The following is a 25,103-nucleotide window of genomic DNA, read 5'->3' as shown; positions in this document are numbered from 1 at the left end:
TAAGAATTATATTATTAAAACCATTAGTTCATCGTCGAAGTATGTACCTTTAACTTTTAATCCGTTTTTATCAATCCCATAGGTTTTAAAGCCAAATGAATAATATAAATTTTTAGCGGGCTCATTACCTGAGGTTACTGTTAAATAAATTTGTTCAACATTTTTTAATTCTTTAGCCTTTGTGATAGCCGCAGTCATTAACTTTCTTCCAATCCCAGATTTACGATATTCTGGATAAACATACATAGCAACAATGTTTGCTCTATGGTTCGTCTTTGATTTTGTTTCTAAAATCAAAGTTACAACCCCTGCAGTTTGTTTTCAACAAAAGCTCCAAATGTAAAGAAATGGTTATATTTCAATCGTTTTTCAAAGTTTTCAAGAGTATATTCCTTTTCCTCTTCATAACTGGAACTAAATGCTTCAGGATTTGCTTTTAATGCCGCTAATCTTACTTCTCTATAAATTACTGCATCTTTTGGTTCAAGTATTTTAATTTCCACATTTAATCTCCCTTCTCTAATTATTCTAAATCCCCCTTAGAATTGATAAGAATCAGTTCATTCAATCACATCTAACCGATTTTTTAGAAGCATAGTAATTGAGTTTCCTTTTCTATTAACCTCTGCAAAACCAAACTTGTGATATAAATGAATGGCATTAGTATTATCAACATCTACACTTAGTGATAAAGAGTGATAGCCATTTTTTATTGAATCTTCAATAATTTTATTCATTAGTTTAGTTCCAAGGCCTTTTCCTCTTACTTCTTTACTAACAGCAATCCCTAACTCTGGTGTATTGTCATTCACATATCCGTACCCACGTTCCTCATCGTTAAATAACCTATGCCATACTGCACCTACTGGAACTTCACTATTATCAACTGCAATAAACGCTACATCTCCTTCTCTACCCCAGTTTTTGTGATATTTTTTCAATTCATAAGTATTAAGAAGTTGGTTAATTGAAGGCTTTTTTTCCTTCTCTATGTGAATGGATTCGTATAGCATTTTTAATAAAAAGTCCTTTTCATTTTCTGCTAAATATCTAATTTCAAACACATGCATTCCCCCCGAAACCTCTCTTAATTCAATCACAGTCAATCAAGATTCTCTACCAAATCTTCAACTAGCTTCATAACAGAGTCTGTACTGATATCCTCATTAGTATCATCCTCAAAAATATCTGAAAGGATTTTCGCTATTTTCTCATACTCTTCTTTTTCTTTCTCAGATATGTCGCTATAACGCTCAGGTAAATCCTTCACAAACAGGTTGAATCTTCCTCCTAAATAAACCTGTAAATCCATTAACGTATTCAGTTCTTCCTTTGAAAGAATTTTGGACTCTGCACCTACATTACCACTTAACGAAACTCCCATTGCCAAATCTTCCATTTTCATTGTGACTAAACCTGGGTTTGTCCAATTATTCTCTGTTTGTTCAGTGATTAAAACGTATAATGTCAATAAATTTCCAGCAACATTATATATAAGTACACGCTCCGTTACATGGTTCATTTTGAAAAATCCCCCAGCTACTATACCAACGAATAGTATATTTAATACTATAGAAATTCTGAAAATTGTTTTCGTTTTTTTACTCAATATGATACCTCCGAATGATAGAAAAAAATTTGTTCAAGAAACCTATCCTATTGTGCGAAATAGGAGCAACGAATATTCAACTAACGCCTTCCAGTTACTCGAAGTCTAGTAAATAACTAAAATAAAATGTATAGCCCCCTTCACATAATAAAAATTCCATTCACATTTTTTCCTAATGCAACTAAATCCTCTCAACCACCAAAAATTATATTTAACGGTAAATAAACACTCTTTTTGTAAATTCTTATTGAGCAAAACTCCTCGTTAGAAATATTTGCGGAAAACTCAGACAATTAAACCCACTATAACCTTAACACACTTTTCCAATAAAATGGTTTATAGGTCCGCAAATTTGGCCTTTACTGATACCCGATCAAATGGTCCGATTTTAACTTTCCAATCTTCCCCAAACCTCTTATCTATGTAACTTGTATACGTTGCGTTGATGACACTACTATAGCTATAAAAAAAGACCAACATAAGGTGTTAGTCAATAAGCATTCTAAATTGTAGTAAGCATTAAATGCCCATTGTCTGTTGTTTTACATACTAGGTGGGATAGAGTAACATTAATTAAGCCTAAGTTTATTAATCTAACGCTCTTGAACAAAAAAATTAACTAATAGGTTCTTCTGTTTCCCTTATAATCATCCATTTTTCGTTAATTAATCTCCAATTTTCAATGGTAAATAACCTTGCTAATACATCCTCATCTTTTACAATCAATAGTTCATAAAACACTACAGCACTTTCTGTATTCCTTAGTCGAATAACTCTATTTTCAAACCTCTTCTTGGCACCTATAAGTTGTCTAACCGATTGTTCCATACCACTTAATGCCTCTTGTTTGGTAAAAATAGTAGGTTTTTCATTTCCACTATTAAAAAAGGCTACATAATAATCTTCTGTCATTCTATCTAGTGAGGAGGTATCACCTGAACTCATTGCATGGTTCCAGTCACTGATAAATTCATCATGTATTTTGGTAAATTCATATAAGCGATTTTGTAATTGGAGCATAATTAAAACCTCTCCTTTTAATCTAATTTATTGTTAATTCGGCATAGGTATTTGTTTTCCTTTTTTTAACTAATCTCCTCGTTAGAATCACAATTGTGCAACAGATTATTATGCTATCGCTACCTAGCACAATTAAATTAAACTTCATCTTTTCCTAGAATAGTTTTTACTCGCTCTTGTTCTTCGGTCTTATCTAAGTATTCAAAAAATCCAAGACGATTTCCCCAAGGGTCAGTAAATGTCCCCCATTTAACGGGTACTTCTGGTCTTAAATGTATTTCAAAACTATCAATAGTTAGTTCTTTAATAAGTCTTTCTCTCTCTGCTTCAATGTTTGTTACACCTAATCGTAAGGGGCCATTTCCCTCTGTTAAATTACCTTCTGCTACCTGTAACCAACAACCAGGTATAAGTTCCCACTCCACAAAGCCGTCATGTGGAAGGAAATCTGCTTTTTTATTTAATAATGTTTCATACCACTTATGCCCTTCTTCAATATTAGATACACGAACTTGTGTAGTCATTTCAAAAAACACTAATATCTCCTCCAATATATGTATTTTCTTTCTTTTTCAATAAAGGATATTAAACCTCTTTATTGAATTTTCCTCCCCGTTCAGAATCACAATTGAAGCAACAGATTATTAAGCTCTCGCTCTCCGTTACTTTAAGTACAAATTTTCACAGTGTGCTTCGTTAGTCCAATTAAGAACAGGCTATGGTACCTTAAAGTGGGACACCCATGCGTTTAAGAAAATTGAACTTCACTCAATTCTGCCAAACTTCTGATGTAATCTGTCTTTACATTCATTCCAAGTTGGAATAGTTTTTGCTTCCCAATTAATTAATTCTAATTTATCTGCAATATTTCGTGATATTTTCATTGCTTTTAAATGATTTCCATTATTTCGAAAGTCCTTCATATGTTCCTTGCTTTCCCATACTGTCAGAGTCCAGTATGTGTCCCACCCTTCTTTGTTAAAAGAAGAAAATTTTAATCCTTCTGCTTTTTTTAACTGAATAATTGATTTAAATGTATGAATAAAAAAGCTATGTAACTTTCGCTTACCTTTTAAATGCAACCTAGTAACTGAAATAAACATAACGTATTCTTCCTTTCTCATAAAAACTATGATAGTAATATTCCATATATAGGTAAGCAAATCCTTTTAGTATATGTTTATTACTTCCACTTATCTCCCCGTTAGCACCATATCGAAAGCGAAGGCTGTGCAACATCACAACCCTTACTTAAACAACGCTCTTTGAAAATCCAATACCTTTTATCTTATAACCCATTTTAAGATAGAACTGATGTGCATTTTTTCTTTCTTCTCGGTTCCCACTATTTAATCCGATCGCCATAGCGCCTTGTTCTTTAGCCCAACTTTCTGCCTCTTGTAATAGTTTTTTACCTATCCCTTTTCTACGATGATTAGTGTCCACAATAAATGCTACAATTCTTACATAAGAACCATCGTATTCATAAAACAAACTTGAACATAATCCTGCCATTCCTACGATTTTTCCATCCAATTCAGCTACTAATGTATGATAGCCTGGATTGGCTACAATAGTATTAAACCTATTTTTAAAATTATCAACCGAGGTTGGATAACCAAGTTGTTCCATTAATAACACCAAATCAGGAACATCATTTATTTTAGCTTCTCTAATATCCATCTGTTCCCCTCCATTGCAATGATTCTTTACTTTATTCTACGAAGCAAAATGACATTCCTTCTTCAAATAATGCTTCCCGTATTGATACAACAGTAACTACACTTCTTGTGCTATCACTTTCTGGAACCGCCCTAGGTTATCTTTGCATAATTTTTATAAAACTGAAGCAATTATGAGTATTTGATGATAGAATACTCTTTAATATCTAGAGGGAGGATGAAGGATGTGAAGCCGATTTTATTAGATTTTCCAACCGAGTTTTATACAGAGAGATTAATCATCCGCATGCCGAGACCAGGTGATGGGAAGGTAGTGTATGAAGCAATGATAGCTTCGATGAAGGAACTAAAACCATGGATGCCATTTGCCCAAAAAGAGCAAACTGAAGAAGAAGTCGAGCAGAATATTCGCGAGGCACATGCAAAATTTTTAACTCGAGAGGATTTAAGACTACTAGTTTTTCATAAAGAAACAGGAGACTATATTGCATCTTCCGGTTTACATAGAATAGATTGGGATGTTCCTAAATTTGAAATTGGCTACTGGATTGATACTCGTCAAAGTGGGAAAGGGTATATCACGGAAGCAGCAGGACGTATTGCAGAATTTGCCTTTGAAGAACTAAAAGCAAGACGTGTAGAGATATGTTGTGATGAAAAGAATATCAAAAGTCGTGCTGTAGCAGAAAGATTAGGGTTTACACTTGATGTTATTTTAGAACATGATGATGTTTCTGTAGATGGTAACGAGCTTAGAAATACTTGTATTTATTCAAAAATCAGGTAGCTATTATTTTACTAAACGTCAAGTGGATTACTAAAAAAATTGTTTTGTAGTTTTTTCATAAAATGTCACCATTATAAAGGTTGAAACAAAAAGGATAGAAAAGCATTAATGGCTGCAACTGCTTTACCTGTCCTTTTTTTGTAATACAAATGACCTCATTTACCACAGAAACGTAGTTATTTCTTGTTGTACTATTACACCCGTTAGTACAGTAACATATTAGTTTAGCTGCCAGCTTACTTCATAATTATCCTTTTCCAGACCGCCATCTCCGTCAAATACTAATTCTAAAACTTCGCCAAGACCAGTGATCATTATTAATTGAGTTTCAACTGATTGTCCTTCCTCAAGCTCACATGTATACACATCAAATGGGAATGCTTCCAAATCCATTCTGCTGATAATTTCTTTTTCTCCATCCATTTCTTCTGTATGTAACACACCTAACGAGTTGTAGTAAAAACCTCTGTCTATAGTTAAATCTGTATCGGATGTGTTCTTTAGTTCAATATCCACCACGACTTCTTGTCCATATTCGGTGAGAAACTCACTGTCAGTAATCACCTGAAGGTCTATTGGGGTGATTTTTAAATTCTCAGTTGTATAAGTTTCACCCCAGGACAGTGTTTCATTGCTTTGACAACCTGTGAAAAGAATTGAAAATAATAACAAAAGGAATAGTCGTTTCATTAACACCTCACCTCTTTCTATTTTTTTATAATGTTACTTCTAAACTAAACTCCCCAGCAGCATCACAATTGGCGGCAACAGACTATAAATCTATCGCACTCAGTTACTTGAATAATAATTCCCTATGTTCTAACATCAAACTTGTCTAAACTAGAAAGGTTAAACTTCTTTAAAATAACAAATATTATTTTGAAAATAAAATAGCCTAATATAGCTCCAAATGTATTTAATATAATGTCATCTACGTTAAAAGTTCTATGTGAACCAATAGTTAAACCTTTTATTAATTGTATAGTCTCTATTGAAGTGCTTGTTAAAAATGCTACAAAAATTGTTAATTTCAGATTACGTAAACGTTGAAATAATAAAGGTAAATACACTCCTAGGGGTAAGAGTAATATGATATTTTGCAAATAAGCCGTCGCGATATAGCCACTATTAAGTGAATCAATAACAAAATAAAAGGGAACTAATTGAACTGAAACTGTAAATGGTATAAACATTATGGGAAGTAATGTTAATTTTATTACGTTAATCATGTAATAAATAAAGCTGTAAAATACAAACCGCCGTAGTAGCGAACGTTCCTTCTTTCTATTACGAATGAGGTCGTAGATTACATAAATAATAAGAATTAAAGTTGCATAACCGTGAAAAAACTGTTGGTCTATCATAATCCAAATCTCCTCTATAATAGTTAGTCCTTAAAAAGCATAACACAACATCGCTTATTAAAGAATCCTCCCCGTTAGCACCACAACAGCAGCACCAGCTTGTTTCGCTACCCGTTAGTGAAAAAATTGGTTTTATAATGTTTTTGATGTCTTCTTACTGATAATCATTCTATTAAGATATGTAATCCATCGGTGCCCATTTGGGAATTGTTCAGCTAGAGAGTCCCTTAACCACTTTAAATCGTCCATCTTAAGTTTTGGAATCACGTTTTCTAAATCAATACTATCTTTATCCCTTAACAGTGAACTACCACCTTTATAAAGTAATTGAATCTCTGGTCTTAAATAAGGAACTCCCATAGAAGATTTATATCCAATATCTTTTATTGTTTTTCTAACAGTATTTTTCCGTTTATACAACCATACATTATCTTCTGTATCTAAAAGCATTACTTGGAAATCCCATGTTGAAGAACCTTTCTTTTTAATCCAAATATTATCATATTGACTGTCTAAGTTGTCATCCTTTTCCCATTTAATTAACTGTCCTTTAGTTGCAATATACATTTCCCAGTTATTATATAAATATCTTTGTAGAATCAAGTAGTCTTCCCTTAAAATAACAATGTCTATATCATCATGTTCTCTGGTTTTTCTCCCTAAATAAATGTCTAGTGCCCAGCCTCCAGCAATCCACCAGTTGATAGGAATTTTATTAAATAATTCTTTTACTTCATTTACAGTAAGAGGTTTCCAAACCTCCATATTATTTCCCATAACTTCACCTCAATTTCTTATTCAAGAATCCTCTCCGTAAACTCAACTTAATCTCTCATATTTGCTTCATATTTCACAAAAAAAGGTGTCATCATAAAGCCTATTTGCATAATTAAAAATCCTACAAGCAAATTTAAAAAACTGTTATCGAATGGCGCAAGGAACACACTAAATCCCATAAAAGGTCCAAGTGTTAGAGCTACAAAAGCGAATCTCCCTATTATACTTATCCGATGTTGCATTTCACAGTTATCACAATGAAATGGTTTATCAGAACTCCAGAAAAATGATTTAATAATTTTTTTCCAACTAAATGATGTATCGCATTTGCCACATTTCTGCATAAATAACACCCCCTCTAAAATAACCGAATTTCCAAATAATAAAATTTCTTATTAAACTCTTCCGTTTGTTGAACAAATAAACTAAACGGTATAACGAGTATTCCAGCTTTTTGGAAACTTAATTTTATTAGCATAGGCATAGCGTATTAACTGACCATGATGTTGAACTTCATGTTCTAATAAATCAAATAGTAAATTACTGTTAATTTCATCAATGCTAACATGTTGTAAAAATATCTCTATGTTTGTATGAGTTTCTTCCAATTTACTAATTATTAAAGTTTTATTATTACTATCTTTTAGACTACAATTGAACCCATCCCATTGGCCAATTTTCAAAGCACTTAAGTAGCTTTCTCTTGCTCCAATAATACAATATGCTTGTTCTCCAATTGTATTTGAGGGTACGTCTGATATTCTTAATCTTAAATAACCGTCATTTATATGATTGTAAAAATCGTCTGTTAAACACAATGCTTGCAAAATCCTTTGTCTAAGTACGTCCATTCATCATTCCTCCATCTATCATTTTTTTGCAAATCAACTCGATAGTTTAATAAAAAAATGGGATGTTTCCAGTGGAACTGGGTACAAAAAAAGAGCTACAACGTTGCAACTCACAATTTTACAAACGCTCCCGTTTGAATAATAATTTTCTTAGGAACTTAAAATATATTTTTCAATTGCGTGATAAACACCATTTTCGTCGTTAGATGATGTTACTACGTCTGCTTTCTTTTTAACATCTTCTGGTGCATTCCCCATTGCTATTCCTAATCCAGCATATTCAAGCATATCTAAATCATTATAAAAATCACCAATAGCTATCATTTGTGATTTATCTATTTAATATTTCAAGGACTTTAATTAACCCACTTGTTTTACTTGATTCCGAATGAACAATTTCTTTAAAAAAATCACCATCTGCTTTTTTCTTTAAATACGGTGGTACTTCAATGTTTTGCCAACCACCTTTTCTTTTCTCATCTTGAACCGTAAACTTCATAACTCTGTCTTTTAATTGCATTACATCTTCATGAAAAGTATGAATAATTTCGTATTTTTTATGATTTTCATATTGATGTTTATCCATTATTTCTACATAGTAGTCAAATGCCGTACACACAGAAAAATGAATATCATTTTTTCTACAAAAAGAAATAAAAGGTTCTATATCTTCAATAGAATAAGAAAACTCGTGGATAATCTCTTTTGTATTTGATTTAAGTGTAACCGCACCATCATTAGAAACTAATATCCCTTCAAATCCTAATTCCTTCATAATCCATTCTGTTTGCATGAAATATCTACCTGTAGCTATAACTAAAATAACACCAGCATCTTGGGCTTTCTTTAATCCTTCAATGTGTTTTGGTGGAAATTTCCCTTTACTATCTAATAATGTGCCATCAAGGTCTAAAGCTAAACAATTTATATTTCAACTCATCACCCTTTTCCAAATTATTGTATTTATTTTAGTTTACCAGATAAAAAGACTTCTTGTTGCACTCTTCTGCCCTATAACGAAAATAAGCGAAGGCTCTCTTCAGCATTCGCAACCGTTAGTTAAATATTAAGTTACTGGTTTTCAGCTTTTTTGGTGCTATAAGAATAAATAGCAAAAAGCTAATCCACGATATACTTAGCATAATTACAGATACCATATTCCAAATAGATTGTTCCTTTACCAACGATATAATCGAAAGAATTAGCAAAATACTTATCGTTATGATGAGTATTCTATTCGCATTCGATAGTATAAAGTTCATCAATTTTACCTCCATAATATTTAGGTTCTTGATCTATTATACTTTCAGTTACTCATATGAAGTCGTAAACCCTATCTTAGTAACGCTTCCCGTTATCTCAATAAGAAATATTTGCTTCATGTGCAAAGTTCACACAAGCCCATTCCCCCTCTTTTTTAAACAATTCATATACAGTCTCACGGTCAGTTGGTGGTTCCTCTATCCACTCTAGCAGGGTAAGTATAATAGATTTTTTATCTGGAAAATGGTAGATAAAGACTTCTGATTGCTCGTGAAGTCGTGTCGACCATACCTGAGAACGCACCATCACCATTGAATAGAATGTTCGAATGAGTTTACGAGCAAAGCTTTGTGAGATTTTTTTCACATCCTCGTTTGAAGCAGATTTTAACTTATTTAACGTTCGAGTAAGACTCTCACAAATATCTCCATTGAATCGAACGGCTATTTCTGATGTAAGTTTGTAAGGACCAAATCGTTCCCCTAAATCCTCTCCGTACACACAAACACAGAGTTCCTTTAGAAATGCATTTTCGTAGTAATTTGAGGGGTCTACTATATATTCATAATATGCAACAGCAATACCAACATCACGAACCAGAGAACGATACTTTTGTGACATTTCCCCAGCCTGGTTCTTTAATTCAGTCATATTAGCCGCACTCAGTTTGCCATCAAACAGAGCAATTAGGTCTAAATCTGATTTTAAAGCTATGGCTTCACCTCTGGCTACGCTACCGTACACATAAACACTGTGTAATTTTTTTGGAAACAATTTTCTAAGACTGTCGACAGATTGTCTAATGCAAGGAACATAGACATCATCGATTTTATCTTCACTAACATCACTTACAATAAATCCATTAGGGTCGAGACCATATCCAGCTTTTAAAATCACCAATTTATCACTTCCTTATCCTGTCATTCCAGCATTTCTCTGGTTTGAAATGCTATTTCTTTTTGAACGATTCTCCCCTGTTCAAATAGAGTAAGTTAATTTCATTCAAATAACGCTTTCCGTGTGTTTAAATACATTTGAAACCAACAGTTATCCAAAGTAATTATGAAAACACCAAACAACAAGAAAAATACCTACTATTGCCCAAACGGTCGTACACCATACCCACCAAGCTACGGATCTAGCTATAGTTGAACTTTCTTCGCATTCTATATTTGCTTTTATAAAATCAACCTTACTTTCCATACTTTTTTTCTTAGAGATGAGAGCAACAAATCCGATTATTATGAAACCAATAGTTAACCAAAGCAATAAGTCCAATTTTTCTACCACCTTTTAACTTAAATGTTGTTCTATTTTTCTTGTGCCAGTAAATTTTAATCAATCTTGTCGTAGAATCCCCATTAGATTTTTACAGAAAAATCAGATAATTAAACCCCTATAATCATAACACACATTTCCAATAAAATTGATATCACGAACGCAAATCAGAACCGTCCCTATTGATACCGGCACCATTGATAAAAATCACTGGGACACCTTACCTGTCCCTATGTCCGTACTACTGTTTCCAAACATGCATGAAACTAGTATTTATTAAGACAACACACAAAAACAACCAAGCTAACCTACTATGGCCTGAAAAGTAAATAGCCATAAACGCTAATGCGTAAATAGAAACCTCTAGTATCAGTCGATATATACCTGATAATTGGTGAGGGGCAGCTGGAGACCCGAACATTCCCCAAATGAAGATTATGAATAAGGGAAATCCTAGTCCTACTAACAGTTTCATTATGAGACTCTTACCAATGGTGAATCCCCAATTAACAAATGCTAATAAAACAATTATTTCTAATAGAAAACGAATTCCGATATTTAGATGCTTTAATAGGTCCACATTTCTCCCCCCCTCCCTTATCATAAAAAATCACTCGGACACCTTACCTGTCCCTATGTCCCGTCTTTGTCCCGCTCGGCTTTGCTCGAATGAGATAGAAAATATCTGACCGGTAGCGTTCTATATGTACCACTTGAAGATTTGATTTATCCAAAATCATACTTACATCTCTATCACAATGACACCCAGAAATCTTTGAGTATAGGGGATCAATTATTTTTTGCGTAACAGAAAGTAATCGATTGGAACTGAGTCCGTGTTCCATAAGCAATACGAGACCATCTTTTCGGCACCAACGATTAAATTGATTTAATATGGCAATGGGATTTGGATAGCTACAGAGGGAAAGGGTAGAAACAATGGTATCAAAAGAGTTATCTTCAAATATCAAGTCTTCAACATCTTCTTCTATAAACTTTGCTTTTACTTGATAAAAGGAAGCAGCTTCCTTTGCACTCTTAATCATATTAGGGCTGAAGTCAACACCAGTTACCTCAACTTGTTCTCTATCATAGTAAGGAAAATTGGCACCAACACCGACACCAACCTCCAGTACTCTTCCAGACGCATGTTTAATCAGTTTATTTCTCCAGTCAGCAAGCACTTTATTTCTTCGATGTCTTTCGTACATCTTTACCTGATTATCATACTTTTTAATTAGCTTTTCTTTTCCCATTACTTTCCCTCCCAGTACGCTTAAAACGCACGTGTACAATTTCCCCATATATGACGAATGAAGTTTTCCCCTTAAGTTATCTATAAGACCATGGCTATATCCCCCAACTACTTGTTTGGCAAGATACTCTCCAATTAGGAAAATTTTGTCTATATATTAAAGTTAATTCCACATCCACAAGAGTAATTCCTTCCGTTTAAAAACAACACTATTAAATTGAACATCATACTTTATTTTTAAATACTCCGCTGTGATATTTTGGTTGTTTTGTAGTTGCAATGAACTATGAATAATTAAATCTGCCACCCTGTACGTAAAAGAGCGCGAAATCATAACTTTCAGACTACTCTAAAAATCCATAGTTAGTCCAGTATTCAACTTGTATTTTCAGTTGATATAATTACTTTAAATTCAAGCGATAGGTACGTACAATTTTTTTAAAACAGAATGTAAGCCCTTTCATAAGCTTATAGTCTTACAAATTGATGGAAGGAGGGAGCTTTACTAACACTAACTGCGTTTCGATTGTTAGTTAGCCTCAAAATGTAATAGTTTCATTGATCTCTCATCTGAAAGGAGGTGGTCTTTGAAGGGACATATAATGAAGGACCTCACCTGTATCAAGGCACATAACTATGTTGCGCCTCAGTACAAAACTGTAACTGAGGAATCTCAGCCTCAGAATAAAAGGGGCTGCAAAAATTTTATTTAGGGAGGGATTCACTATGAAAAAATACTTAACTATTGCAATGGCGTTGGTCATAACCTTTGGCTTAGCAGTACCGGCAATGGCATTAAACATTTCTGTCAGCAATAACGTAAACGTCTTTGAGGCAGGATCTTTTGAAGCAGTAGACGGCTGGTATAGCGGAGAAATCAATGTCGGCTGGAACGGGAACGGAAATAATTCAGTCGATGTGTCCTGGTCAGGTAATGAGGGCGAAGTCATGGTCACTCCGTACACTGTAGAGAACAACAAACAGAGAGCAGGCGCGCTCGATATCAACATTAAACAGACCAATGAGGAACAAGCTGTAGTATTTACACTGACAAAGGTAAATGGCCAAGAGCTTAACACCACGGTTGTTGTTCCTGCTTTGTACGAAGGTCCAATTTCCTTCGACGTGTTGAGAACTGCGAATAACCCTGGATATTACTTCTCCGGCGCGCTAATTGATATGGGCGTTACGTTGACCGCCGAATCCGTAGATAAAGACACCTTCTTCGCAAAAGCTAGAGTAACCGAACATAACGGAGATGTTCAGGGCAGCTTTGGAAATTTCGGTTGGGATCCTGAAAAAGAGAGTTACGCACTTGGAGATGGCTGGGCAAAGTGGAATATTGTTGACGCCTATGTTACAGATGCAGATGGGAATAGGGTTGAGAAGGGTAACTATGTGAAATTCGATATTGAATGGAATACTAGAACTGAGCCAAGCGGAAGCAACGCTGATCGATACGACGTTCCTGCTACTCGCGCAGCGTGGTACACTGCAGGCGATACACCATGGGCTACATTCATTGCCTATGCGGACATTGAACTAGACATTACGCAGGAAAAGGAAATCCCAGGAATAGCATATGCGACCTATGTCCAGGGGGAAACAAAGCATGACCCTCTATTCGATCAATTTGAGATTTCAGATGCCCCTGGTGGTGGCACATACGCGTTATACTCACCTGAAAATGCGAGCGAGGATAATAAAAGACCTATTTTAATTTGGTTCCATGGAACAGGCGAGCGTTATCATGGTGATAACCCTGGTGGCAACCTCATTGGCAATAGAGCACTTTCCTTTGCAGACGAGGAATTCCAAGAAGCACTTGACGGCGCCTATGTTTTAGCACCGCAATCAACTACTGACGGGTGGAGCGCAAATAGACTAGATGATATGGAAGAACTGATTAATAGAATTGTGGCTGAAAATAATGTGGACACCGACAGAATTTATGTTGGCGGACTATCCATGGGTACTGCCATGACAACACCGCTAATAACGTCTACCACCGAAAATAAGATCGACTACGCTGCAGCGATCCTCACCGCAGCAGGTAACATCAGTGCGTCACAGGCAGAGATAATAGCCGACAAGGATATACCTATGTATCTAGTTGGTAACACATCGGACGGAGCCGCCAACAACCTTCCTGCCTCTTATGAAAACTTAGTGGCCGCTGGAGTTGACGCCAAGCTGAAGATGTATCCTGAGGGACCTGTTTTCGACGGAGAACATTATTTTGGTGCGCACGACTCATGGAACTATATTTACAACAACCTTGTAGAAGATGAAAACGGCGAGACTATCTTCGAATGGCTTGCAAACCATAGCCGCTAAGTTTTTGAAGAAGCCTTTCTGTTATAACCTAAGGTTGCGATAACCAGTTCAATATTTATTGTGACCTCAAAGATACATCTAGCAAGCCCATTGTAAAACCCAGAGACCGGACCAGTACAGGTTCGGTTTCTGGGTTTTCTTTGCGAGGTGTAAAACGTCAAATCACAGATAAATTCACAAGATAAATCACACAACTTTCACAACCGAAATCACAGTATCATCACAGATTAAAAAGGCATGAAAGTTCTTCGTGCCTTTGTTTTCATATTTGCTTATCGTACTAACGCACGCCGTTTGTACAACAAAAGACTATCCCTCCACTTTAGCAACACCTAATGCTAAGTGTTCCCAAAGTACCTCTTCTACTTTCTCTAAAAGTTCACTTGGGCACTCGATGACTAATACAACTTCTGATTTCTTTCCTTTTGCTTCTCGTTTTCTTTTATGTACTATTTTAAAAATGATGTAATCGATTATAAACCCTATAAGAAATCCAATTGCTCCACCAATTAACCCCCAAAAAATTGGTCCCCAATCCAATACAAAGCCAATACTTGCTCCAATAACAGAAAATGCAGTTCCAATCGCAGCACCCTTATCAAATAAGCTAATACCATCTGCTCGATGGAGAGTATCAAACAATCTTCTTTCTTCTACTCGGTTTATAAGTGGAACTGCGAGAATCTGCTCTTTTTTTACTCCGATTTTTTCTAAAGATGTAATGGCTAATTCAAGATACGATGAGTGTTCGAACGTTGAAAAAATTTGCAAATTATTTCACCTCATCTACTTTAACAGGAATTTTTACACGATAGTGCTGGTACTTTTTTCTTAGAAATTTCCTTTGTTCACTTTCATACAGTTTATTATTTTCAACGGTATTTACATATGAATCATAAACTGCAAAGCCGAAGTGCGAAGGAATAAATAAAAACCATTGAGGGTCTAATGCTGCTGTTGCTTGTCCAATTTCTCCAATGAAAAGATAATGGATGGCAACAAGTACATTTGAAAAGTACACAAATGCAATCATAAAAGCCATAGTGAAAGCTGCTGTTAAAACACGATGAATATATAGTTGCCCCAACCCTGGTGTAAAGAGTGACCATAATACTGCCATAATAGGTCTTCTTTTGTCTAGGTAATTTATTTCCAACGCACCGATGGTATAGGAGGTAAAATCTGCATTTTCTCGTTCTGCTAATATAAACACTTTGTTCATATCAACAGAAGTGCGATAACTATCCCATATCCCGAAAAAGTAGACGGGGAGATAGAGGAGCATCCACCTGGGTTCTAATACTTCCTTTGCCATATCAATATTACCAGTAAAAGAATGAACAATAGCAAGATTGATATTTGCCATGTTATTAACGAGAATTTCCCAAAGAAATAGGGCATACCCCCTAAGATATTTTGATAAAAGAAGGTGACCAAAGCCAGGAAATGCAGCTGACCACCAAGCGACGATGTATGGATTTCGAAGATGCAGTTGTGTTGTACCGATTGGACTAACATAGGCTTTGAATCTCCGTTCTTTATTTGTGGGTTGAAAGTTATTCATATGAAATCCCTCAATTTAAAGTGCAAATGATACCTTCTCATTATATTTCTGGTCCTTATCCTCTCGTTTTGCCATTTCTCTTATCTCTCTAATAACCCACCTTGTAATAAGAGATTTTATTATAATACTGAAATAAGTGTGGTACCAATTCCAACCCTTCCCCCACTTAATTAAAGAAGTTTTTTTCTCTGCCCATAATTCGATAAGTAACATAGGAAATGCTACTAAAAAAACTTTGTAAATAATCATCAATAAATTATCTTTATATGTTAATTGATTATACAAAATTGTAATAAATGGATATACAAAGTAATCAAATGCAATATTTGTTTTAAAAATTTTTGGAAGCAAACGGACTGGATATTTTACTACTTTATATTTTGTAACGATTTTGTCAATAAAAACGTTCGTAGCTGCATTAAATAAATACACTAAAGCCCAATCTCTTATTTGCCCCCTTCTAAGAATAATGGGTAAACCCCCAATAACAATCATTATCGATAGTATTAAAAAACTTACTCCAAAATGCTTTCCCTTCACAAAACATTCCACCTTTCAGTATTAGAATGTCTTATTAACCAAAAAATAATACATATTACCTTTTCCAAGAATACTCCACATTATCACCCTAGAATCTTGAAGTTTTATTACTGCATTACTGGTAAATAAAAGGAACAGGAGCAGCCAAGATGACTGCTCCTGTTCTTTAAGTAAACTCCCCGTTAGCACCATAAAAGTCCTGGCAGTTTCTTAAAGTATTGCACGCCGTTACGTGTAAAGTATTACGAAGTTTTAACTCAATTAAATATAGATTTATACAATTTTTCTAGCCCCAATCCTAGATGGCCACCGAGTTTAGGGATGGTTGTGTTATCTAAGTTAAGCCATCTATAATGATAAATCCATCCATTATCTTCATCCTGACTACGAACAACAACTGTGAATCTATCCTCGCAATCTTCTATTGTTAAATGAAAGTAGTGGCGTGTAATATCTGCATTTTTCTTGGCTAGAAAATATTTATGTTCCCCAAGATACGTATTTATTTTTACTTCGGTGAGTTCAGCTTCTTCATAAACTTCTCTGAGTAGGCATTCTTCTAACTCTTCCCCTAACTCCAAAGTACCACCTGGAACTTGATGTCCATACGCTTCCATACCTTCCTCTACCATTGTAAGTAATTGAATTTCTCCTTCTTTTATTCGTGTTATGTATGCAGTTACTTTAGTAAAATTATTATTGACAGTCACACAAACAACCCCCTCCGTCTCATTTTACTTAAAGCATGCTCCCGTTTTTTGAACAAGAGTTGCGACAGCATCTTATGCTGACGCCTCCGTTTGTTTAAGTGTATTTTTTCACAATCTAAATCAATCCTCCTTTAATTAGAGGGGGATTTTATACTCTAAGTTTTGGAGTTCGTCTATGATTAGTAGCTTGTTCATACGCATAAGCTATTTTTATCAAACCCCCTTCAGAGAAAGCTGTCCCTGCAAACGTTACTCCAAAAGGTCTTCCATTTTTCTTATATCCAGCTGGTACTGCAATACTTGGGTATCCAGCTTTTGCACAAATAGTTGAACCCACATATGAAGGAAAAAGAATGGCATCAAGGTTATACTTTTTTAAAGTAAAGTCAATTCCCTGTTCCTGAGAAAAATACAAATCATCCAACTTTGAGTTCAAATATTCTGCACTTCTTAATGTATTCGGCAACTCTGCTCTAAGCTCCAATTTATTCTGTCCATACTTTAATGCTCTATCTCCAATATCATTATTAAACTTAATTAACTCTGTAATTGAATGAACAGGTAATTGCGCTGGTAACTGTGAAAGATAGTTTTCTAAACTGTGTTTGAATTCGTATAAAGATACTCCCCAGCTCCACTCTCTATTAAAAGAAGGAATATCAACATCTTCTATGAGAATAGCACCTTTATTACTTAATGTTTGAATGACATTTTTATATAATCCATCATCGTACTCATCTGATTGAAGAAAGCCTTCTGAGGCACCCATAAAAATTCCAATTCTTGCCCCTTTTAGTCCCGCAGCATCTAAATAATTGGAATATTCTTGATGGGGTATATCTTTACGTTTATAAGTAGCTGGGTCACATTTATCAATACCTGTTAGAACTTCTAACAACAAGGTAGCATCTGTTACAGTTCTTGCTAACGGTCCTGCCGTATCTTGAGAATAAGTAAAAGGAATAATTCCTCTACGACTTATTAAACCAACAGTTGGTTTAATACCTACTACTGAATTTTGAATTGCCGGGCTAAGTATAGACGCATCAGTCTCTGTACCAATAGAAATAACAGTGAAATTTGTTGCAACCGCAACAGCCGAACCTGAACTAGAACCACCAACAAAAAGGTCAGGGTCCCCATACGGGTTTAAAACTTGTCCACCTCTTGAACTATAACCTGCCCACATTTCACTTGCCATTCCATTTGCTAATTCTGTCATATTAGTTTTTCCTAAAATGACTGCACCTGCTTCACGCAGCCTTTCAACAAGAAACGCATCTTGGCTAGCAATATGATTTTCTAATGCAATAGTGCCAGCACTTGTATGCATGGAATCATGTGTTTCGATATTGTCTTTCAAAAATACGGGAATACCATGCAAAGGTCCTCTAGCACCCGAAACCTTTCTTTCATAGTCAAGTGCTTCAGCTATGAAAATAGCATCAGGGTTTATTTCCAGTATAGAATTTACTTTAGGACCATCTTGGTCATACTTTGCAATCCTGTGTAAATAATACTTAACCATTTCTTTTGTAGTCACTACTTCATTCTCCATAGCAACCTGTATATCATTTATTGTTAATTCGTCTCTGAAAAATTCATCAAAATTTATAGACATAATACTCTCCATATAATTATTTACCTACACGTACTTTCCTTTAAAGTAATAATACCTAATACATTTTTCCACCTTACTCCTAATAATAGTTTATTCACATTACCATATTTAGTAAACTCCCCCGTTACTTTAAGTACATTGCTTCACAAAGTCTATATATTCATTTCATTTATTTTAACATAAATATACAAAACCTTCCTTTTCACAATGGAATACACATAGCAAATCACAGTGAAATCACATGTGATTTTGCTTGTGAATGGCTTGTTTACACCTCTGAAGTAAACCCGTTAATTGGACCAGTACAGGTTCAGTTTCTGGGTTTTTTACTGAGAAAAGCACCTGCCCCCAAGTAGAGTAGGAATTACCTCACAGGGGGCAGCATTTCAGCATTTAAGTTTACACCACATCACACATAGCTTCCTGTTAACTCCTCTTTATTCCTCCTCAATCACAAGTCCTTCTACAAACTTTCGATCCATCATATGCTTCTTCTTCCGGTACTCCTTGGATTTGAACACAATATCAAAATCATAATCTTCCGGGTATAACTGACTAGCCGCGACATACAGCGAAAGACGCTTATGATTTACCTTCCGTTTCTCCCCCTTGACCTGCACCACATAATTCCCCATCTCATCAGGTCCTTTGTAGACAATCCCCATCTCTCCCGTTGCTGGAAGCCTGACATTATCCCCTTGGGAAAACAACGTTACTTTATCCTCCACCTTGTTGATGACGCTCTTTGTAGCATTTCGTGCATACTTGTTCCTTTCTATCTGCCTTTCAAACCGGGACTGCTTAAGTACCTCGGGACGCTCAATCTCGAACTTTTTATCCTGTTTGTACGTTATCTGATGTGCTTTTTCAATAATCTTAGGATGAAGCCCAAGCTTTAATGCAATATCAAAAGCCTGACTTTTACCACCCTCCCCCAACAAAAGACGATAAGTTGGCCGCAATGTTTCTAAATCGAATTCCATCGATCCAATCATGAAACCTTCCCGCTCGTTCGCAAAATCCTTCATTTCACTGTAGTGAGTTGTAGCAAACATGGTTGCTCCCTTCTCGAAGAGCTGTTCCATTAGCGCAATGGCCAGCCCCATCCCTTCCCCAGGATCCGTTCCAGATCCAAGTTCATCCAATAGAACGAGACTTTGTTCATTTGTTTCTTGAAGAATTTCAATAATATTTACAAGCCTTGAGCTAAACGTACTCAAATTCTGTTCAATGCTTTGCCCATCCCCAATATCAACAAAGATATGATGAAAAATTTGCAGATTTGTCCCTTTTTCTGCTGGAATGTGAAGACCCGTTTGTGCCATCATCGTGAGAAGCCCAATTGTTTTTAATGTGACCGTTTTTCCCCCTGTATTAGGCCCAGTAATAATTAGTGCACGGTCTGTCTCTCCAAAGCAAAGTGTTAGGGGTACAGCCTCCATCCCGAGCATTGGATGACGAGCCTCCCTTAAATCGATCATATACTCTTCATTTAACTCTGGAGCACAACCGTTAATCTGCCTGCTATACTTCCCTTTTGCAAAAATAACATCGTATTGATGCATCACGTCCACCGCAACTTTAATCTCACTTTCTTTTTCTAAGATCATTCCAGTTAGCGTATATAAAACTTGTTCCACTTCATACTCTTCTGTATATCGTAGCATCTGGATTTCCTCTTGGAGCTCACTAAGCTCATTAGGTTCTATAAACAATGTTGCACCACTCGCAGATGATTCAATTACAGTTCCATTTACCTTATTGCGGAATTCCCTTTTTATTGCCAAAACAAGATGTCCATTTTTTTCAAAAATATGGTGTTCTTGTAGATACGGGTTGTACTTCCTGGATTTGGTCATTTGGTTGGCCTTATCCTTCAATCGACCTACAAGTATATTAATCTGTTTTCGAACACGGGCTAACTCCTGGCTGGCGTAGTCGTCCACTTTACCATGCCTCAAACATCGCTGAATTTCACTCTCTAGGTCACTTAATTCTCCAATAGATTCCGTGTATAAGCTAATAGTTGGTGCTACATAGCTTTTGTCCTTCATAAATCGCTTTAGCTTAGTACAATGGTCTAAAAAGGATATGATGCTGGTTAACTGATCTGGGCGCAAAAATAGTCCTTTATTAGCCTGTTCCAGGTAAGTAATTATCTCATCCAAACTATGAATGGGAACACTTCCGCTAATATTTAATACACCTACCGCCTCTGTAACTTCATTCAGCAACCTTTCAATCATTTGTTTATTTGTTGTCGGGCTTAATTGTTTTATAGTCTCTTTCCCACGGTTAGTAAGGGCATGGTTTGCAACGTCCTGTAAAATCATATCGTATTGCAGGACCTTCATTGTATGGTTCTTCATTGGATTAATAATCCTCCTTAGTATTTAGTCAATGGTTTTTGAATACACAAAAAGCCGCAATGAACAAATGCCATTGCAGCCATAAAGATTTGAAGGATTTTGTTGATCCCCTATTAATTAGTCAAAAACAGGATGGTGCAAATCTAATCCAATACATTAGACTTCTCCTGAAAAGACCAAAAAAAAGCTATGACAAAACATGCCATAGCCAAAATCGTATCTTTATATGCTATGATGCTTTTGTTCTTAACAAATCTTGAAACAACACGAAATAAGCCTCCAAAAAGGCTAATTTTTCCACATGCATTTCAAGACCGTATTTAACTACGGTTAGTTAAGAACACTCGCACTCATAAAACATACTCCTCTTAATAAAATCCAGTTTCACCAGCTGCTAGCCGGTTCCACTTTTCAATAAGGATCAACAAATATCTTATTTCACATTTAGTTTACTCAGTCAAAATCAAGTTGTCAATATGATACTCCATTTTCCTTTCCAGGCAATTGGGGACTGTTTCATTAACACTCTCCCGTTTGATAATAAACCACTCCTTATGCATGATTCGCCCCCAACCATCCACAAAAGAGTGGACCCATTGCCCGTCCCTATTGTCCCCCGATAAGGCAAAACAATCATTTTCATCACTGTAACTTGTACAAAGTATATACTGTAGCAAGACAACCTTCACAAAGAAGAAAGGAAAGGGTGACAATGATGCCTGCAAAAAAATCGGTTCGTCTAAAGAATCCAATGAACCTCCCAAAATTTGAACTAGATAATAATATGAAAGAAAAATTGAATACTATTTTAGAAGACAAAAAAATGATCTCACTTGTGAAGAAATTGATGTCAAACCAAACACAAGGAATGAGACTTATGAAAGACTTCAGTGAAATAATTGCTCTCCGCCTGAACCTACCAACGAAAGATGACGTTGCCAATATAGCAAAATTAAACATCCAGATAGAAGAAAAGATCGATTCACTGGAAGAAAAATTCTCCATACTTGCTGATAGACTTCAAGATTCTCCTGAAGTTCCAAATCAAACAGCCGAAATGGATGAACTAACAGAAGACGCTACACAAGATAGTACCACTAGCAACACCACATCAGTGGAAAGAAAACAAATGATACTAAATGATCTCCTTAAACAGCTCCAAAGGGATTCAATGCTAAAGTCGGCTAATCTTCATGAGGTTGAACTTTCTGACATGACGAAATCAATCATCAGAAAGGTGAATAACATTGAGCGATAGGGCAAAGAAATACCACTTGAAAAACAATCATCCACGATCCTTTCAGACCATGAATCAAACAGAAACAATACAAAGACAACCCGTTTGGAAAAAAAATAAATCTACGCTCTGGCATTATCAGCCAAAACACAGGAAATATAAGACCCCTTTGTTCTTAATCTACTCACTAATAAATAAACCGTATATACTCGATCTCTCTCAAGAAATGAGTATGATAAATGCCTTTACAAGAGAAGGCTATGATGTTTATTTACTAGACTTTGGCGTACTAGGATATGAGGATAAAGAACTCACCCTTGATGATTACATTAAGAAACATATTCAAAAAGGGGTTCGGAGAGCTTTACTTCACTCAAAAGCGGACCAGATCACCATTCTCGGTTATTGTTTAGGTGGAACATTAGCCACAATTTATGCTGCTATTGCTGAAGAACCAGTGAAAAATGTTGTACTTTTTGCTCCACCATTAGATTTTGAAGATAGTATTGTCATGAAGGAGTGGAAGCTAGCATTACAAAATAAAACGTTGCAAGTTGATGAATTTATTGAAGCCTATGAATTCTTCCCTACAAGTGCTGTGAGGTCATGCATGAAACTATTTACTGCACCAGTAACAGCCTCCTCCTACTTGTCACTACTAAAACGTGCCGACGATGAAACTTACGTGAAAAAGTGGTCTAGTATAAACAACTGGTCAAATGATCATGTCCCTTTCTCAGGGGCAGTATTAAAAAAGATAATTTATGACCTATATATTAATAACAAATTAATCAACGATCAGCTGTTTATAGAAGGTGAAAGAGTACAACTTTCAAATATACACGCCAACCTTCTCATCATCTCAGCTTTAGATGATGAATTAGTTCCTCCTAAAATGAGCAAACCCTTAATAGAGAAATCAAGCAGTAAGGACAAACTGTTCAAAACAGTCCGAGGCGGTCACGTTACAATTGCCGTAAAGGGCAGTCTTCCACAATTTCTGATCACCTGGCTCCACGAAAGGTCTTCACCAATAAACTAGCTTTCATATCAATCCTCCTAGGCGGCAGTATGAACAAGAGATTCTTCCCTCACCGTATATACTGCCGCCTCTTTTCATTTCTCTTCCGCTACAGTACAAGCTTATTGGCAAAAACACCATAGGATATAAACAGCTTGACACTAAGAAAAGAAAAGCGCTACGTCCTACCATTAGAACTCCCTGTTAGGAGTTTTAAATCTCATGCACCATTAAAAAGGAGGCAAATCCCCTTGCATAACACAAGGCAATCAATTCACAATAACTCCAAACAAGCACCGGGTCCAAAAGAAAAATTCCTTACTGGGAGCCTTCACGCATTCCAATCTAATCCTCTCAAGTTTCTTACTTCACTTACAGAAAAATGCGGCAGTGTTTCCAAATTTCGATTAGGACCTTTTCAAAGGGTTTACCTCGTAAACGACACAGACTTAATAAAGGAAATACTGGTTACTAAACAACAATCTTTTATAAAATCAAGAGATATTCAATCCTTAAAATCTATTGTTGGAAATGGCCTTTTAACCAGTGAAAAAGGTTTCCATCTCAAACAAAGAAGAATCATACAACCAGCGTTTAAAAAAACACACATCACCATGTATGCTCAGGATATGATTGATACAACCGACAAGTATATTTCTAGTTGGAGCAGTAATACAGAACGCCTTGTATCAGACGATATGATGGATATTGCACTCGGAATAATTAGTAAAACAATGTTTAGTATGGAATTTGATAAAGGTGCCACAGTAATCGGTGGTCCCATGGAGGAAGTTATGAAATCTGCAGTCCGAAGAATGCGATCTATTTTCCCCCTTCCACTTTGGATTCCCGTGAAAAAAAACCGCAAATACAAGCAGGCTGTTAAGGAGCTAGATAAAGTCCTTTTTGGTCTGATCGGGGAAAGAAAAGAAACAGCAATGGAGCATGAAGATTTACTCGGCGTTTTAATGAGAGCTAAAGATGAAACGAATGGATTGGGGATGGAGGATGATCAACTGAGGGATGAATTGATGACCATTTTCCTTGCTGGCCATGAAACGACAGCAAATGCATTAACATGGACACTGTACCTCCTTTCTCAGCATCTAGAAATTCAAGATACACTATTCGAAGAAATTGCTTCCATTACTGGGGAGGGCCCTGTAAAACCTGAACATTTCAGCAAAATGACCTACACACAAAATGTAATATCAGAATCATTACGCCTTTATCCTCCTGCATACGTGATAGGCAGACAGGCGGACGAAGATACAGACATTAGTGGATATCACATTAAAAAAGGCGACATGATTTTAATAAGCCAATATGTGATGCAAAGAAATCCAAAATACTATGAAGATCCTAATACATTTATTCCTGAACGATTTAACAATAACTTTATCAAAACGATACCTGAATTTGCTTATTTCCCATTTGGGGGTGGTCCAAGAGTATGTATCGGGAACCACTTTGCCTTTATGGAAGCAGTTCTTGTGCTTGCCTGTTTAGTCAAGCAGTTTAAGTTCAGCCCACCAAAAGAGCCCCAGAAAATGAAAGCCCAACCCTTGATTACACTCCGCCCAAAATATGGCCTACGATTAATAACTCAAAAAAGGACGAAAGGTGAAGCATAGAGTTGGTTCCTATGCTTCCTATAATACTAAGCAAGGTGGGGCGGTTTTAATTTCCTTGACTTGCGAAAACCCCTCGCAAATCAGAACCGTCCCCATTGACCATACCTCTCCCCTTGTCCGCAAAAAAAAAGCAGCATTCTAGCACAAACTAGAACCTGCTTTTTATAGGGGAATGAATACATCA

General features: G+C 35.9%; 28 protein-coding genes and 1 pseudogene. 5 read left to right on the top strand and 24 right to left on the bottom strand.

Annotated features, from left to right (window positions below; all coding sequences use genetic code 11):
* Window positions 1–6 precede the first annotated feature (6 nt).
* The 8 genes from BW724_RS24360 to BW724_RS06185 all read right to left on the bottom strand — a co-directional run bounded on the left by BW724_RS24360 (window position 7) and on the right by BW724_RS06185 (window position 4,312).
* Window positions 7–297, bottom strand: a complete 291-nt coding sequence (locus BW724_RS24360; protein ID WP_328588700.1) for a GNAT family N-acetyltransferase — start codon at window positions 295–297, stop codon at window positions 7–9.
* Window positions 298–299: 2 nt separating this feature from the next.
* Window positions 300–503 (bottom strand): hypothetical protein, encoded by a 204-nt coding sequence (locus tag BW724_RS24355; RefSeq protein ID WP_328588699.1) that lies wholly within the window; start codon window positions 501–503, stop codon window positions 300–302.
* Between the two features lie 57 nt (window positions 504–560).
* Window positions 561–1,064: a GNAT family N-acetyltransferase gene (locus BW724_RS06210; RefSeq protein WP_088074403.1), complete on the bottom strand. Its 504-nt coding sequence runs from the start codon at window positions 1,062–1,064 to the stop codon at window positions 561–563.
* A 38-nt stretch (window positions 1,065–1,102) separates the two neighbouring features.
* Window positions 1,103–1,609 (bottom strand): hypothetical protein, encoded by a 507-nt coding sequence (locus BW724_RS06205; protein WP_088074402.1) that lies wholly within the window; start codon window positions 1,607–1,609, stop codon window positions 1,103–1,105.
* Window positions 1,610–2,224: 615 nt separating this feature from the next.
* Window positions 2,225–2,629 (bottom strand): hypothetical protein, encoded by a 405-nt coding sequence (locus tag BW724_RS06200; protein ID WP_176371316.1) that lies wholly within the window; start codon window positions 2,627–2,629, stop codon window positions 2,225–2,227.
* Window positions 2,630–2,766: 137 nt separating this feature from the next.
* Window positions 2,767–3,165, bottom strand: coding sequence for a VOC family protein (locus BW724_RS06195; protein ID WP_088074400.1), 399 nt, complete (start codon window positions 3,163–3,165; stop codon window positions 2,767–2,769).
* Window positions 3,166–3,393: 228 nt separating this feature from the next.
* A complete protein-coding gene (locus BW724_RS06190; RefSeq protein WP_088074399.1) occupies window positions 3,394–3,732 on the bottom strand; it encodes a DUF3291 domain-containing protein in 339 nt (112 codons plus the stop codon).
* A 148-nt stretch (window positions 3,733–3,880) separates the two neighbouring features.
* Window positions 3,881–4,312: a GNAT family N-acetyltransferase gene (locus BW724_RS06185; protein WP_088074398.1), complete on the bottom strand. Its 432-nt coding sequence runs from the start codon at window positions 4,310–4,312 to the stop codon at window positions 3,881–3,883.
* 225 nt (window positions 4,313–4,537) lie between these two features.
* Here BW724_RS06185 and BW724_RS06180 point away from each other — a divergent pair, with 225 nt between their 5' ends.
* Window positions 4,538–5,098 (top strand): GNAT family N-acetyltransferase, encoded by a 561-nt coding sequence (locus BW724_RS06180; RefSeq protein ID WP_088074397.1) that lies wholly within the window; start codon window positions 4,538–4,540, stop codon window positions 5,096–5,098.
* Window positions 5,099–5,317: 219 nt separating this feature from the next.
* Here BW724_RS06180 and BW724_RS06175 read toward each other — a convergent pair whose 3' ends face one another.
* From BW724_RS06175 to BW724_RS06120, 10 genes and pseudogenes are all read right to left on the bottom strand, one after another.
* A complete protein-coding gene (locus BW724_RS06175; RefSeq protein WP_088074396.1) occupies window positions 5,318–5,788 on the bottom strand; it encodes a ligand-gated ion channel in 471 nt (156 codons plus the stop codon).
* A gap of 122 nt (window positions 5,789–5,910) precedes the next feature.
* On the bottom strand, window positions 5,911–6,462 hold the full coding sequence (locus BW724_RS06170) for a VanZ family protein (RefSeq protein WP_088074395.1): 552 nt from the start codon (window positions 6,460–6,462) through the stop codon (window positions 5,911–5,913).
* A 132-nt stretch (window positions 6,463–6,594) separates the two neighbouring features.
* Window positions 6,595–7,239 (bottom strand): nucleotidyltransferase domain-containing protein, encoded by a 645-nt coding sequence (locus tag BW724_RS06165; RefSeq protein WP_088074394.1) that lies wholly within the window; start codon window positions 7,237–7,239, stop codon window positions 6,595–6,597.
* A gap of 47 nt (window positions 7,240–7,286) precedes the next feature.
* Window positions 7,287–7,583, bottom strand: a complete 297-nt coding sequence (locus tag BW724_RS06160; protein WP_088074393.1) for a TIGR04104 family putative zinc finger protein — start codon at window positions 7,581–7,583, stop codon at window positions 7,287–7,289.
* A gap of 81 nt (window positions 7,584–7,664) precedes the next feature.
* Window positions 7,665–8,090, bottom strand: coding sequence for a hypothetical protein (locus BW724_RS06155; protein ID WP_088074392.1), 426 nt, complete (start codon window positions 8,088–8,090; stop codon window positions 7,665–7,667).
* 150 nt (window positions 8,091–8,240) lie between these two features.
* Window positions 8,241–9,018: pseudogene (locus BW724_RS06145) on the bottom strand (Cof-type HAD-IIB family hydrolase).
* Window positions 9,019–9,449: 431 nt separating this feature from the next.
* A complete protein-coding gene (locus tag BW724_RS06135) occupies window positions 9,450–10,250 on the bottom strand; it encodes a nucleotidyltransferase domain-containing protein (protein ID WP_235849066.1) in 801 nt (266 codons plus the stop codon).
* 150 nt (window positions 10,251–10,400) lie between these two features.
* The gene (locus BW724_RS06130) at window positions 10,401–10,631 is read right to left on the bottom strand and encodes a hypothetical protein (protein WP_088074387.1); all 231 of its coding nucleotides are present in this window, start codon (window positions 10,629–10,631) and stop codon (window positions 10,401–10,403) included.
* A 241-nt stretch (window positions 10,632–10,872) separates the two neighbouring features.
* Entirely contained in the window at window positions 10,873–11,211 is a 339-nt protein-coding gene (locus BW724_RS06125) for a YrdB family protein (protein WP_176371315.1), read from the bottom strand.
* Window positions 11,212–11,254: 43 nt separating this feature from the next.
* The gene (locus tag BW724_RS06120) at window positions 11,255–11,887 is read right to left on the bottom strand and encodes a class I SAM-dependent methyltransferase (protein ID WP_088074385.1); all 633 of its coding nucleotides are present in this window, start codon (window positions 11,885–11,887) and stop codon (window positions 11,255–11,257) included.
* A 725-nt stretch (window positions 11,888–12,612) separates the two neighbouring features.
* Here BW724_RS06120 and BW724_RS06115 point away from each other — a divergent pair.
* Window positions 12,613–14,223, top strand: coding sequence for a carboxylesterase family protein (locus BW724_RS06115; protein WP_088074384.1), 1,611 nt, complete (start codon window positions 12,613–12,615; stop codon window positions 14,221–14,223).
* A gap of 309 nt (window positions 14,224–14,532) precedes the next feature.
* Here BW724_RS06115 and BW724_RS06110 read toward each other — a convergent pair whose 3' ends face one another.
* The 6 genes from BW724_RS06110 to BW724_RS06085 form a co-directional block, all read right to left on the bottom strand.
* A complete protein-coding gene (locus BW724_RS06110; protein ID WP_088074383.1) occupies window positions 14,533–14,994 on the bottom strand; it encodes an inorganic phosphate transporter in 462 nt (153 codons plus the stop codon).
* A gap of 1 nt (window position 14,995) precedes the next feature.
* Window positions 14,996–15,787: a hypothetical protein gene (locus tag BW724_RS06105; protein ID WP_088074382.1), complete on the bottom strand. Its 792-nt coding sequence runs from the start codon at window positions 15,785–15,787 to the stop codon at window positions 14,996–14,998.
* Window positions 15,788–15,802: 15 nt separating this feature from the next.
* A complete protein-coding gene (locus tag BW724_RS06100) occupies window positions 15,803–16,327 on the bottom strand; it encodes a CBO0543 family protein (RefSeq protein WP_235848911.1) in 525 nt (174 codons plus the stop codon).
* Window positions 16,328–16,584: 257 nt separating this feature from the next.
* The gene (locus BW724_RS06095; RefSeq protein ID WP_088074381.1) at window positions 16,585–17,037 is read right to left on the bottom strand and encodes an NUDIX domain-containing protein; all 453 of its coding nucleotides are present in this window, start codon (window positions 17,035–17,037) and stop codon (window positions 16,585–16,587) included.
* 148 nt (window positions 17,038–17,185) lie between these two features.
* Window positions 17,186–18,658, bottom strand: a complete 1,473-nt coding sequence (locus tag BW724_RS06090) for an amidase family protein (RefSeq protein WP_088074380.1) — start codon at window positions 18,656–18,658, stop codon at window positions 17,186–17,188.
* Window positions 18,659–19,095: 437 nt separating this feature from the next.
* Complete coding sequence (locus BW724_RS06085) at window positions 19,096–21,027, bottom strand: endonuclease MutS2 (protein ID WP_088074379.1); 1,932 nt, start codon at window positions 21,025–21,027, stop codon at window positions 19,096–19,098.
* 715 nt (window positions 21,028–21,742) lie between these two features.
* Here BW724_RS06085 and BW724_RS06080 point away from each other — a divergent pair.
* From BW724_RS06080 to BW724_RS06070, 3 genes are all read left to right on the top strand, one after another.
* On the top strand, window positions 21,743–22,285 hold the full coding sequence (locus tag BW724_RS06080; RefSeq protein ID WP_088074378.1) for a hypothetical protein: 543 nt from the start codon (window positions 21,743–21,745) through the stop codon (window positions 22,283–22,285).
* On the top strand, window positions 22,275–23,306 hold the full coding sequence (locus BW724_RS06075; RefSeq protein ID WP_235848910.1) for an alpha/beta fold hydrolase: 1,032 nt from the start codon (window positions 22,275–22,277) through the stop codon (window positions 23,304–23,306). The genes BW724_RS06080 and BW724_RS06075 overlap by 11 nt, the downstream gene beginning before the upstream one ends.
* A 230-nt stretch (window positions 23,307–23,536) precedes the next feature.
* Window positions 23,537–24,919: a cytochrome P450 gene (locus BW724_RS06070; RefSeq protein ID WP_235848909.1), complete on the top strand. Its 1,383-nt coding sequence runs from the start codon at window positions 23,537–23,539 to the stop codon at window positions 24,917–24,919.
* Window positions 24,920–25,103: the final 184 nt, after the last annotated feature.

The sequence above is a fragment of the Litchfieldia alkalitelluris genome, assembly GCF_002153425.1.
Taxonomy (GTDB): domain Bacteria; phylum Bacillota; class Bacilli; order Bacillales; family Salisediminibacteriaceae; genus Evansella; species Evansella alkalicola.
This window is presented reverse-complemented; position numbering and strand designations above follow the sequence as displayed.

Bases quoted from the DNA above. Each gene is read 5' to 3' on its own strand.
- BW724_RS06185 (WP_088074398.1), bottom strand. From the start codon at position 4,312: ATGGATATTAGAGAAGCTAAAATAAATGATGTTCCTGATTTGGTGTTA.
- BW724_RS06115 (WP_088074384.1), top strand. From the start codon at position 12,613: ATGAAAAAATACTTAACTATTGCAATGGCGTTGGTCATAACCTTTGGC.
- BW724_RS06200 (WP_176371316.1), bottom strand. From the start codon at position 2,629: ATGCTCCAATTACAAAATCGCTTATATGAATTTACCAAAATACATGAT.
- BW724_RS06160 (WP_088074393.1), bottom strand. From the start codon at position 7,583: ATGCAGAAATGTGGCAAATGCGATACATCATTTAGTTGGAAAAAAATT.
- BW724_RS06170 (WP_088074395.1), bottom strand. From the start codon at position 6,462: ATGATAGACCAACAGTTTTTTCACGGTTATGCAACTTTAATTCTTATT.
- BW724_RS06080 (WP_088074378.1), top strand. From the start codon at position 21,743: ATGCCTGCAAAAAAATCGGTTCGTCTAAAGAATCCAATGAACCTCCCA.
- BW724_RS06165 (WP_088074394.1), bottom strand. From the start codon at position 7,239: ATGGGAAATAATATGGAGGTTTGGAAACCTCTTACTGTAAATGAAGTA.
- BW724_RS06190 (WP_088074399.1), bottom strand. From the start codon at position 3,732: ATGTTTATTTCAGTTACTAGGTTGCATTTAAAAGGTAAGCGAAAGTTA.
- BW724_RS06105 (WP_088074382.1), bottom strand. From the start codon at position 15,787: ATGAATAACTTTCAACCCACAAATAAAGAACGGAGATTCAAAGCCTAT.
- BW724_RS06120 (WP_088074385.1), bottom strand. From the start codon at position 11,887: ATGGGAAAAGAAAAGCTAATTAAAAAGTATGATAATCAGGTAAAGATG.
- BW724_RS06090 (WP_088074380.1), bottom strand. From the start codon at position 18,658: ATGTCTATAAATTTTGATGAATTTTTCAGAGACGAATTAACAATAAAT.
- BW724_RS06155 (WP_088074392.1), bottom strand. From the start codon at position 8,090: ATGGACGTACTTAGACAAAGGATTTTGCAAGCATTGTGTTTAACAGAC.
- BW724_RS06175 (WP_088074396.1), bottom strand. From the start codon at position 5,788: ATGAAACGACTATTCCTTTTGTTATTATTTTCAATTCTTTTCACAGGT.
- BW724_RS06085 (WP_088074379.1), bottom strand. From the start codon at position 21,027: ATGAAGAACCATACAATGAAGGTCCTGCAATACGATATGATTTTACAG.